Source organism: Bacillus sp. NEAU-Y102, assembly GCF_054788175.1.
The window spans coordinates 200,661-212,500 of record NZ_JBTWFK010000009.1 but is presented as its reverse complement, the minus strand read 5'-3'; the positions used below and the strand labels follow the sequence as shown (position 1 = coordinate 212,500).

Below are 11,840 nucleotides of genomic sequence, written 5' to 3'. Positions count from 1 at the left end.
TTCTTTTTTGTCGTTTTCTGCGTTTCCGCATCAGCGACGGTTATTAATATATCATGCAGTATATACAGGGTCAATACTTTTTACAAAAAAATTTCACATCCCGTTAAAAACTTAAAAATCGCTGTAAAAATCATTATAGCACCCATTCATTCTTCATGGCTCCCCTCCTATCCATTTCATATCTTATCCCTTTATCAATTTACACGAGAGTGAAAATTCTAAATTTTATGTTATATTATTATTATAGGAGTGTGGTGAGAATGAGCATTAAGTATTCAAACAAAATCAATAAAATCCGGACCTTTGCATTAAGTTTAGTATTTATCGGCCTCTTCATTGCATACTTAGGTGTCTTTTTCCGCGAAAACATTATTGTTATGACAACGTTTATGATGGTTGGCTTTTTAGCTGTTATCGCTAGCACTGTCGTTTACTTTTGGATTGGTATGTTATCTACTAAGACTATCCAAATTATTTGTCCAAGCTGTGATAAGCCAACAAAAATGCTCGGCCGTGTCGATGCATGTATGCACTGCAATCAACCTTTAACACTAGATCGAGATCTAGAAGGAAAAGAATTTGATGAAAAGTATAATAAGAAGAGTTATAAATCATAAGTATCAAGGGAAATACGAGTTTGCAACACTACAAACGTTTCAACTCATTAAAAAGTTGATTTCTTAAGAAATCAACTTTTTAATTGTTTTATTAAATTTATTACACCTATTTTTTCGAAATAACAGTAAACATCCCTGTCATGTTAGGCGAATAATCTTTAAAATCATATTTTTCGTAGAATGACGTTTTACCTTGCGACGCAAACAAACCAATGAATGCTTTATCTGGAGCATTCTGATTTAAGTATTCTACTAAAGTATTCATTATTTTCTTTCCAATACCATTCTTTTGATACTCTGGATGAACCACTATATCTTGAATATAGAAATAGATAGCCCCATCACCAACAATTCTCCCCATGCCGATGATTTGATTATTATCCTTGACTGTTATACAGTAAATCGAATTTTGAAGTGATATTTCCGCCACCTCAAAGTTCATATAATTAGTCCATCCCACAGAATCACATAAATATTTATATTCTTCCAATGTTGGAATGTCACTTTTAATCTCATATTTCTTCAAAATGTCCCCTCCAAGAATTCATTTCCACCAATACAAAGTAAATTCGACAAACTTTTATCTAACCCTTCTTACTAACTTAGCACTGTAAATCCCGATTAACCTCACGCTAATCCTTATATAATAAAGAAAGAGGCTGACGTATAGCCGTCAGCCTCTTTCTTTATTATATATTACGCCTTATGACACTCTGGACAAACGCCATAAATTTCTAAGCGATGACTATTAATAACGAAGCCTGTCGTTTTTGCAGCTTCCTCTTCAAGTTGTTCCAAACCTCCATAAGGAAAATCAACAATCTTACCACATTTTTCACAAATCACATGATAATGTTGACTTGTAACATAATCAAATCTACTTGAAGCGTCTCCATAAGTTAATTCCTTTACAAGTCCAACCTCTTTAAATACACGTAAGTTATTATAGACAGTTGCAACACTCATATTTGGAAACTTACCTTCTAATGCTTTATAAATGTCATCCGCTGTTGGGTGCGTCATTGATTCCACAAGGTACTCTAAAATAGCATGACGCTGTGGAGTAATGCGTACACCCGTATTTTTCAGCATTTCTAGCGCTTCTTTTAATTCTTCTTTGACCACCGTCATGCACCCCGATTCTATACGGATTATTATTTTATAATTCTTATAAAGAGTGTACTCCTTTTCTTATAAATCGTCAATATTTCTACTATAAGTATGTGGTTTATTTTTATATTCAGGGCTTGTTTTTATGTATCTTTCCCTTTTTCTTCATATATTACATAGAAAAAAGTGCGACATAATCGCACTTGGAATACTATCATCTGAGGAGGTATGCCCTACACTTCCACTTTATGTAAGGCAGTAAAATATGTATAGACACTTGCCTTGTTTCTGCATATTTTATCTCCACTATAGATTTATTTTATATAAGAAAGAACATCCTCAATATGTCCTTTCACTTTCACTTTACGCCACTCTTTCACAAGTTCACCATCTTTATTAATAAGGAATGTAGAACGCTCGATTCCCATATACTCTTTCCCAAAGTTCTTTTTCAGCTTCCAAACATCATATAACTCTGCTACTTTATGATCTTCATCTACTAAAAGTGTAAATGGCAATTCATGTTTCTCAATGAATTTCAAATGTCTATTCGCTGAATCAGGACTTACTCCAAGAATAACCGTATCCTTCTCTTGAAATACTCCATACGCATCACGAAAATCACATGCTTCAGTTGTACATCCTGGCGTCATATCTTTCGGGTAAAAATAGAGAACTACATTTTTACCGCGGAAATCAGCTAGGCTAACTTCTTCTCCGTTACTTCCCTCTAATGTGAATTCTGGTGCCATTTCTCCTACTGTAATCATAGTTATCACTCCTACTCTTTTCCTTTACTATAACAAATGCTTCCTTATTTTTCATTGTCTATTACAGACCTCATCACAAAAGCAAAAGGGAGTGTATATCCAATTAGCGCTTCTGCAATTGCAATCCATCGCCCAATTCCAATCGGAGATATGTCACCATATCCAACAGACAATAAAGTAACTGCGCTAAAATATAAACAAACTTCAACGAGTTGAAAAGAATGAGCGTTCAAACTTTCTCCGTCCTCTTTCAAAACTGCGAAACCCATTTCCTCTAATACAACGTAACTTAATCCAAACGCGATCAGTACTGTTGTATAGATTAAAAATAATGTGGCCAAATTATACAGCGAAAAAAAACGCGTTGAATCTGAATAGGAACTCCATAATAATTGGACACTTTTCAAAATAGCGATTGCTGCAAGTAATAGAATAAATCCCCATAACATGTCCTCCACCTCATTTTATATGTATGAGACGACCATTGGATTTATCCCTTAGAAACAAACAAGCTTCTATAATTAATTCCCAGCACCACGGTACCTTTTTACCCCTTGATTCCAAAGAGTGATTGCAATCGTAAAACAGATAACACCAACAATTGGCGTCGCGAATGCATAACTATTCCATTCTGTTTTTCTTAAAAAGTATGCTGCTGGATATACTCCAACAAACGCAAACGGTAAAACAAACGTTAAAATGAAACGAATTACACGATTATAAATATTAACAGGATAGCGCCCGTAATTACCTATGTTATACATAAGGGGCATAATTGAACTTTTCGCATCTGACCAAAAACCAAGGCTCGCAAGCGTAACAAATATCCCTCCATATACAAGTGCGCCTCCTCCTACCATCAATATAAATAAGAAGAAATCATACCAGTAAAAAGATAATTGTAACTCTACAGCTGCATATCCCATTACAATCATTCCTGTAATGGCCCCAATTAAAGACTCAAGTTCCATTCTTTCTAATATAATTTGAAACAAGCTATGAATCGGTCTCGTTAATATACGATCCATCTCCCCTTTAATAATGTAACGATCATTAAAGTCCCATATGTTAAAGAAAGCTGAGAAAATGGCAAACGGCACTAAAAAGAAACCATAAATAAAGATTACTTCTTCTCTACTCCAGCCTTTTAATGCTTGTGTATGCCCAAACACAACGAGAATAAAGATTAAATTAACAGCCTGTAGTGATAAATCAGAAAGTAATCCAACGATAAAGTCGCCCCGATACTCCAATTTTGTTTTTATATATTGGCTTGCATATTGCAAAAATAGTTTTATATATATCATCTCATCATCCCCCTTGTACAATTAGACGTTTTCTCGCCGTTCTCCACATAAGTACAATTGGAATAATAAGGACAATCGCCCAAATTACTTGGAATAATAATGCCTCATACAATTTATTTCCTTGTATACCTTCTGAAAAAATCATACTCGGAATATAACTAATGGCTTGAAACGGTAAAAACATCATTGCCTTTTGGGCCCATAACGGATAAAAACTAATCGGTAATAATAGACCAGAAAATAAATCAATAACAACGCGTTTTGCATACATAATTCCACTATTATTAAATAGGAAGAACGTGAGCATTCCCGTCATTAAATTAATTTGTGTATTAATAATAAAACTAAATATTAGAGACAAGAAGAAATATAACCACGTTTGAAAATTCGTTGTAATTTGCAATGAAAATAATAACGTAACGATAACCATACCTGGAATTGAAAAAAATGCAAAACGAAATATCCCTTCCCCAAGACCTTGCATCACTTTCATCCCTAAATAATTATATGGACGAATCAGTTCTACCGCTACACGTCCTTCTTGAATCTCCATCGCAATTTCCCTATCTATATTATTAAAATAAAAGGCACGTGCCATCCACGCAATTGCGATATACGTAGTCATTTGCGAAATAGATAAACTTTCAATGTTCTCTTTTCCGCTATAAATTGCTTGCCATAAAAAATAATACGCACCGATATTAATCGTATAAATTAAAATCCCGCTATAATAATTTGTGCGATACGCAAGCATCATTAAAAAGCGAATTCGAATCATTTCAATATACTTACCCATGTTTAATACCTTCTTCATAAATGTTACGAATAATTTCCTCTGTAGACACTTCATTAATTTTTAAATCTTTAATTTGAAAGGCTTGTACTACTTTAGAAATAAGCATTGAAATAATAACTTCTTCATTCGGTATTTTTGCAACCCACGCGTTTTCCTCTTTCGCTTTCGACCAAACGACATGACTATCTGGCATAACCATTGATAAAGCCTGATAGGAAACTGGTGCAATAAACTGAAAATGTATTTCCTTCTCTGCTCCCCACTGCGTACGAAGATTATTTAAAGAACCGTCATACATAATATTTCCTTCATCCAGCATGATAACACGCTCACATAATGCTTCAATATCAGTAATATCATGGGTTGTTAATAAAATTGTTGTTTTATAACGTTCATTCATTTCTTTTAAAAATTCACGTATTTTCAATTTCACAAGTACATCTAGCCCAATTGTTGGTTCATCTAAAAATAATAACGGTGGGTTATGAATTAATGCTGCCGCTAATTCACAACGCATTCTTTGACCTAGAGATAACTTTCGAACTGGCTTATCTAATAAAGGACCAATATCTAACGTTTCAATCACGTGTTCCATATGCTCTTTATACTGAGCGTCTGATACACCGTACACTTTTTTTAATAAACGAAAAGATTCTTGTACAGCAATATCCCACCAAAGTTGTGAACGTTGACCGAAAACAACACCAATGGTTCTTACAAATTCTTCTCTCTGCTTATGTGGGTTCATCCCATTTACTAAAATCTCTCCTGATGTCGGAGTCAAAATCCCCGTAAGCATTTTAATTGTTGTTGATTTACCAGCACCGTTCTCACCGATATAACCAACCATCTCACCTTGTTTTACAGTAAAAGATACATCATTTACTGCTGGTACTATTTTATAATTACGATTTAATAAATCGCGAAATGCACCCTTTAAACCCGGACGACTTGAATAGGCTGTAAATTCTTTACGTAACCCTTGTACCTCAATTACCGATTTCATAATCGGACCCCCCTCCTAAATGTCACAACGAATAGTTTACCCAACTGCCTTCTCTATCACAAACAATACGTCTTTTCGAAAAACATGTTAGAATAATACATAGATTTTTGTAAGGAGATGAATGGTAGTGAAATTCACAAAATCAGAAGCATTACATAAAGAAGCTTTAGAACATATCGTTGGCGGCGTTAATAGTCCTTCTCGTTCTTTTAAAGCAGTTGGCGGTGGCGCTCCTGTTGCTATGGAACGTGGAAAAGGTGCTTATTTCTGGGATGTAGACGGAAATAAATATATCGATTATTTAGCAGCATACGGTCCTATTATTACTGGACATGCTCACCCGCACATCACAAAAGCAATTACAACAGCTGCTGAAAATGGTGTACTTTACGGAACACCAACAGCGCTAGAAGTAAAATTTGCAAAAATGTTAAAAGAGGCAATGCCTGCTTTAGATAAAGTACGCTTTGTAAACTCTGGTACTGAAGCAGTAATGACGACAATTCGTGTTGCTCGTGCTTACACAGGCCGCACAAAAATCATGAAATTTGCTGGTTGTTACCACGGTCATTCTGATTTAGTACTTGTAGCAGCTGGATCTGGTCCTTCTACACTAGGAACACCTGACTCAGCCGGCGTACCACAAAGTATCGCTCAAGAAGTTATTACTGTTCCATTTAATAATGTAGAAACTTTAAAAGAAGCGTTAGATAAATGGGGACATGAAGTAGCGGCTATTCTTGTAGAACCGATTGTTGGAAACTTCGGTATTGTAGAGCCAAAACCTGGATTCCTTGAGAAAGTGAATGAACTTGTTCATGAAGCTGGCGCACTAGTAATTTATGATGAAGTTATTACCGCTTTCCGCTTCATGTACGGTGGTGCTCAAGATTTACTTGGCGTAACACCAGACTTAACAGCTCTTGGTAAAGTTATTGGCGGCGGACTTCCAATCGGTGCTTACGGTGGTAAGAAAGAAATTATGGAACAAGTTGCTCCGCTTGGCCCTGCATATCAAGCAGGTACAATGGCAGGAAATCCTGCTTCTATGGCATCTGGTATTGCTTGTCTAGAAGTTCTTCAACAAGAAGGACTTTATGAGAAATTAGATGAACTTGGTGCCATGCTTGAAAAAGGAATTTTAGAGCAAGCTGCAAAACATAATATCGATATTACATTAAACCGTCTAAAAGGCGCTTTAACTGTATACTTCACAACAAATACAATTGAAGATTACGATGCAGCACAAGATACAGACGGTGAAATGTTCGGTAAATTCTTCAAGCTAATGCTTCAAGAAGGAGTTAACTTAGCACCTTCAAAATACGAGGCATGGTTCTTAACGACAGAACATACAAAAGAAGATATTGAATATACAATTGAAGCTGTAGGCAGAGCATTTGCTGCTTTAGCAGATAGCAAATAATCTCGTCATTAAAAGGAAAAAAGAAAGCACATCTTTCTTTTTTCCTTTTTTCTATTTCATAAATCCTACATTAATAGTATAATTATTCATAATTATCTGTTTTATATTCTTTTACATCATTACTATCTCTGTGTACAAGGTGATTCACACCTTAAATAGTAAGATTATTCTAACTTTTACAAGAGGGGGGATTGACGGATGCTCAATAAAACAAATACATGGACACCGTCTTTATTTCGAGATTATAAAAATGCAGAACATGATGCGTGTGGAATCGTTTCCGTTATGGAGAAACGAAAAATTCCTACAAAAGAAAACATTGACCTTTGCATACAATCACTCGTCAAAATGAATCATAGAGCTGGTTTCATTAATGGCGAGGGCGATGGCATCGGCATTCACATTGATGTACCAAAAACGCTTTGGAATGAAAAACTAAAAAGTAGTGGATATAATCCAACGATTGTGGATCATCCCCACTTTATCGTTGGACATTTTTTTCTAAATAAAAAAGAAAACATTACTGCCTTAAAAGATTATATTCGTACGCAATTAAACAACAAAAACTTTACTATCATTTTCGAAAGTGATGATGTAACAAACTCAGATGCGCTCGGTCCACTCGGTAAACAAGAAGAACCTTTATTTTGGCAAGTTGCCCTTATCGCAGAAAATGAAATTACAAATATTGAGCAAACATTATTTTCTGTCACAATAAAAATAGAGGAAAACGAAGCAATTCATGTTGCTTCATTAAGTCGTGATCATGTTGTATATAAAGTTCTAGGTGCTGGTGATACACTTGTTGCCTACTATAATGATTTACAACATCCACTTATCGCTTCAACTATGACATTAGGACATAACCGCTACTCTACTAATACATTATCTAATTTTTTTCGTGTACAACCATTTAGTATTCTCGGACATAATGGTGAAATTAACACAATCGCAAAATTACGCGATCAAGCTGAAATGATTGATGTACCACTTACTGCTGGAGGCAGTGACTCTCAAGATTTAAACCGCACCTTAGAAACCCTACTTGTTCAATACGACTACAGTTTATTTGAAGCAATGGAAATACTATTTCCACCAATTATTAATGAAATTAAACTTTATGAAACACCTTTACAAGATTTATATACGTATATACGTGAAGCATGGGGACATTTTGCACAAGGACCAGCTGGCATCATTTCCCGTTTTAAAGATGAAGCTGTTTTCAGCGTTGATTCCCTTGGATTACGCCCAGTATGGAAAGTAGAGACAGAAAGCTCTTATATTTTCTCTTCTGAACCTGGAGTTGTATCACCAACTAAATATGTAGCAGAACCAAAGCCACTCGCCCCTGGAGAAAAGGTCGGATTAAAATGGAATGAACAAGATGAACTTGTTCTTTATGAATATGACAAATATCAAATCCAAGTATATAACCGTTTTAAAAAGCGAATTGATACTACCAATTATCATTTAAATTTATCTATCCCTGAAACGCAAAAAATCCAAGGGCTATGTGATTTTGTTCAAGTTGAAACGAAACAATACGTCGCTTTCGGATGGGACCGAGAACATATTCAGCTTCTTGAACAGATGGCAACAAAAGGTGTTGAACCAATACGCTCACTTGGGCATGACTCACCACTTGCCGCACTTGATACTGATAGACGAAATATCGCTGACTTTATTAAAGAAAGTGTAGCTGTTGTTACAAACCCAGCAATTGACCGTGACCGTGAAATTGAACACTTCTCTACACGTACTGTACTTGGAGAGCGTCCAAGTTTATTAAGCGGCGCAAAACGGCCATTTGTAGTTGAAATGCTTTCACCAATTATTTTAGAAGGCAGCGTGGCACAACCTATTGCAGAGGAATTACACACAATTACGTACGAACAACTCACAGCGTTATTTAGGACTCATAACTCTATTGCCACAATCTCTGCTACATTCAGCTCGTCAGAAACCCTGCAATGTGCATTAAGCCGCATTAGTTCTGAAGCGATAGCTGCTGTTAACAATGGTGCTTCCCTACTAGTATTAGATGACGCAAAAGCCCATCTAAATGAACGCTTGTGGATTGATCCACATTTAGTTACCGCGAAAGTACATCAAGAATTAAGTGAAAATAAATTACGCCGCAATTGTTCTCTCGTTATACGTTCTGGTGCCCTTCGCTCCTTACATGACATTGTCACGCTATATGGATTAGGAGCAGATAGTATTAATCCATATTTATTATTCGCGACTGTAAGTGATGGAACAAAAATACCAATTACGAATCTGTATAATGCACTTAATAAAGGATTAGAAAAAGTCATTTCAACAATTGGAATTCATGAGTTACGTGGTTACGGACGTCTCTATTCATCTATTGGGTTACATGAGGAAATTGCAAATATATTACAAATCACAAATTTCTTCGGTTCAAATGATTTAGCTTTTTCACTTGAATCACTTGCTGAAGATGCAAAAATACGAGCAGAGGATTATAACAATCCTAAAATTAGAATGCGAAAATCATTTCATATATTCCCGCGAATTTGGAAAGCAATCGGCGATGTTGCAAAAGGAAATCCTTATGATGACTACCGTGACAAGTTAAGTGAACTAGAAGAGAATAATCCAATCGCAATCAGACACCTTGTTCAAACGAAACAAACAAAACATGTCGTTCCAACTGAAGAAGTATCTATCGGCATTCAAAATTATAATTTACCATTTATTATTAGTTCTATGTCATTTGGTTCTCAAAACGAAATTGCCTTTCGCGCATATGCAGAAGCGGCCGATCAGCTAAATATGATTAGCTTGAACGGTGAAGGCGGCGAAATTAAAGATATGATTGGGAAATACCCACATACACGCGGACAACAAGTGGCATCTGGGCGATTTGGAGTAAATGCCGAACTACTAAACTCATCGAATTTAATTGAAATCAAAATCGGTCAAGGCGCAAAGCCTGGTGAAGGTGGGCATTTACCTGGTTCAAAAGTGACAGCCAAAATCGCTGAAGCACGTAATGCGACAATCGGCTCAGATTTAATTTCACCTTCTAACAACCATGATATTTATTCAATTGAAGATTTAGCTCAAATGATTACCGAAATTAAAACAGCTAATCAACTTGCCAAAGTAGCCGTGAAAGTCCCTGTTGTTCCTAATATCGGAACAATTGCTGTCGGTATCGCCAAAGCTGGTGCTGATTTTATTAACATTAGCGGATTCGATGGTGGAACAGGTGCTGCACGTATTCACGCCTTGCAACATGTAGGTCTTCCTGTAGAAATTGGTGTTAAAGCCGCTCACAACGCTTTATTAGAAGCGAGCATGAGACATAAAGTAGAGATTTGGGCAGATGGTGGTATTCGAAGTGTAAATGATGCCTTGAAAATCATGCTCCTCGGAGCAAACCGTATTGGATTTGGCACACTGTCAATGATTGCAATCGGCTGTACTACTTGCCGTGGGTGCCATCTAGATACTTGCCATGTTGGAATTGCGACACAAATTGAGTCTGAAGCACAGGCAAAAGAACATGGATTACGCCGCTTCGTCCCACGCGAATTAGAAAGCGCAGTTGCTGGCCTGCTAAATTTATTCACCTCTTTCGGTGTAGAACTAAAACGATTAACAGGACAGCTTGGGTATACAAATTTACAAGCAATTGTCGGGCGTTCTGATTTATTAGAGCAAGTTCGGGGCGAAAATTTATTAAACTTATGTAATTTACTACAAATAATAGAACATCCATCTGTTACAACAACAAAAGACGTACCAGAAAAACAATTTAAAACAGTTCATTCCGCTGACTCAAAAGAATTAGTAGGCGTTGGTGTAGAGCAACGCGTTATGGGCGGTCTAGAATCATGTTATCGCGTTCGCAGTAAACTATATGAAGCTACTCAACTTGAACCACTTACATTAAAGTATACGAATGGTTCTATCCCTGGAAATGGGTTAGGTGCTTACAATAGTGAAAATTTATTTATACACGTAAATGGCGGCGCACAAGATGGCATTGGTAAAACTTCCTTTGGTGGTGGTATTTATATAACGAAATCAAAAGGAAAAGACGGAGTATATTATAACGGTTCTGTCGGAAAAGGATTTGGATATGGGGCACAAAAAGGGGCACTATACGTGCAAGGGAACGCTGATGCTCGTGCTGGCATTCGCCTTTCTGGGGCAGACATGATCATTGGAGGTAGAATAACAAAACCACTCCGTGAAAAAGAGCAAGGAAATATAGGTGCATACTCCAATATTAAAGGTTTTGCTTTTGAATATATGACAAATGGGCGAGCGCTTGTTTTAGGTGACCCTGGTCCATGGATTTGCGCTGGCATGACTGGCGGTGTTGTTTATTTGCGTCATGATTCAAACTTAGGCTTAACAGAACAGGCCTTAAAAAGAAGAATTGCAAAAGGGGCAAATGTTACATTACAATCAATTAGTAAAAATGGTTTGAAAGATGTAACTGAATTATTGCTAGACTATATTCGTGTACTAAACGAGCATGAGCAATATGAGGAAGTTGCTTTGTTAACCCCATTATTAGATGATATACAGAACCAGTTTTTTGAAATTATCCCGAAAAAAGAACAGGCAGATCCATCTATCTCAACAGAGTAACATGAGTAATTTTCATTATTAAGAAAAAATTGACGAAGTACACTTCTCATAGTAATCTATAGTAACAATTTGAGACCTGCTGAAATTCAGCAGGTCTTTTTACTAAAAACTGATGTTTAAAAGAAATTAGGAAAAATTATAAAGTGAAACTTTAATTAGCCTACAGCAATTGA

Annotated in this window: 10 protein-coding genes; 3 read left to right on the top strand and 7 right to left on the bottom strand. The window is 36.2% G+C overall.

Annotation, left to right across the window (positions count from 1 at the left end; all coding sequences use genetic code 11):
* Positions 1–260: 260 nt before the first annotated feature.
* A complete protein-coding gene (locus ACYFX0_RS22725) occupies positions 261–617 on the top strand; it encodes a YgzB family protein (RefSeq protein WP_000025067.1) in 357 nt (118 codons plus the stop codon).
* A 106-nt stretch (positions 618–723) separates the two neighbouring features.
* On the opposite strand, the gene ACYFX0_RS22720 is transcribed toward ACYFX0_RS22725, so the two are convergent.
* From ACYFX0_RS22720 to ACYFX0_RS22690, 7 genes are all read right to left on the bottom strand, one after another.
* A complete protein-coding gene (locus ACYFX0_RS22720; protein ID WP_000759743.1) occupies positions 724–1,143 on the bottom strand; it encodes a GNAT family N-acetyltransferase in 420 nt (139 codons plus the stop codon).
* Between the two features lie 170 nt (positions 1,144–1,313).
* Positions 1,314–1,742 (bottom strand): peroxide-responsive transcriptional repressor PerR, encoded by a 429-nt coding sequence (gene perR, locus ACYFX0_RS22715; RefSeq protein WP_000237831.1) that lies wholly within the window; start codon positions 1,740–1,742, stop codon positions 1,314–1,316.
* Positions 1,743–2,041: 299 nt separating this feature from the next.
* Positions 2,042–2,497: a thioredoxin-dependent thiol peroxidase gene (bcp, locus tag ACYFX0_RS22710; protein WP_000633711.1), complete on the bottom strand. Its 456-nt coding sequence runs from the start codon at positions 2,495–2,497 to the stop codon at positions 2,042–2,044.
* A gap of 44 nt (positions 2,498–2,541) precedes the next feature.
* Positions 2,542–2,946 (bottom strand): potassium channel family protein, encoded by a 405-nt coding sequence (locus ACYFX0_RS22705; RefSeq protein WP_000964360.1) that lies wholly within the window; start codon positions 2,944–2,946, stop codon positions 2,542–2,544.
* A gap of 72 nt (positions 2,947–3,018) precedes the next feature.
* Complete coding sequence (locus ACYFX0_RS22700; RefSeq protein WP_000639350.1) at positions 3,019–3,804, bottom strand: ABC transporter permease; 786 nt, start codon at positions 3,802–3,804, stop codon at positions 3,019–3,021.
* 4 nt (positions 3,805–3,808) lie between these two features.
* A complete protein-coding gene (locus tag ACYFX0_RS22695; RefSeq protein ID WP_000521515.1) occupies positions 3,809–4,600 on the bottom strand; it encodes an ABC transporter permease in 792 nt (263 codons plus the stop codon).
* Entirely contained in the window at positions 4,593–5,606 is a 1,014-nt protein-coding gene (locus ACYFX0_RS22690; protein WP_000843649.1) for an ABC transporter ATP-binding protein, read from the bottom strand. Before ACYFX0_RS22690 ends, ACYFX0_RS22695 begins: the two co-directional genes overlap by 8 nt.
* A 121-nt stretch (positions 5,607–5,727) precedes the next feature.
* Here ACYFX0_RS22690 and hemL point away from each other — a divergent pair, with 121 nt between their 5' ends.
* Together hemL and ACYFX0_RS22680 are read left to right on the top strand one after the other, a co-directional pair.
* The gene (hemL, locus tag ACYFX0_RS22685) at positions 5,728–7,032 is read left to right on the top strand and encodes a glutamate-1-semialdehyde-2,1-aminomutase (protein WP_000260533.1); all 1,305 of its coding nucleotides are present in this window, start codon (positions 5,728–5,730) and stop codon (positions 7,030–7,032) included.
* Positions 7,033–7,230: 198 nt separating this feature from the next.
* Positions 7,231–11,667, top strand: coding sequence for a glutamate synthase-related protein (locus tag ACYFX0_RS22680; protein WP_086397580.1), 4,437 nt, complete (start codon positions 7,231–7,233; stop codon positions 11,665–11,667).
* Positions 11,668–11,840: the final 173 nt, after the last annotated feature.

Bases quoted from the DNA above. Each gene is read 5' to 3' on its own strand.
- ACYFX0_RS22725 (WP_000025067.1), top strand. From the start codon at position 261: ATGAGCATTAAGTATTCAAACAAAATCAATAAAATCCGGACCTTTGCA.
- bcp (WP_000633711.1), bottom strand. From the start codon at position 2,497: ATGATTACAGTAGGAGAAATGGCACCAGAATTCACATTAGAGGGAAGT.
- ACYFX0_RS22705 (WP_000964360.1), bottom strand. From the start codon at position 2,946: ATGTTATGGGGATTTATTCTATTACTTGCAGCAATCGCTATTTTGAAA.
- ACYFX0_RS22700 (WP_000639350.1), bottom strand. From the start codon at position 3,804: ATGATATATATAAAACTATTTTTGCAATATGCAAGCCAATATATAAAA.
- ACYFX0_RS22695 (WP_000521515.1), bottom strand. From the start codon at position 4,600: ATGGGTAAGTATATTGAAATGATTCGAATTCGCTTTTTAATGATGCTT.
- ACYFX0_RS22690 (WP_000843649.1), bottom strand. From the start codon at position 5,606: ATGAAATCGGTAATTGAGGTACAAGGGTTACGTAAAGAATTTACAGCC.
- hemL (WP_000260533.1), top strand. From the start codon at position 5,728: ATGGTAGTGAAATTCACAAAATCAGAAGCATTACATAAAGAAGCTTTA.
- ACYFX0_RS22680 (WP_086397580.1), top strand. From the start codon at position 7,231: ATGCTCAATAAAACAAATACATGGACACCGTCTTTATTTCGAGATTAT.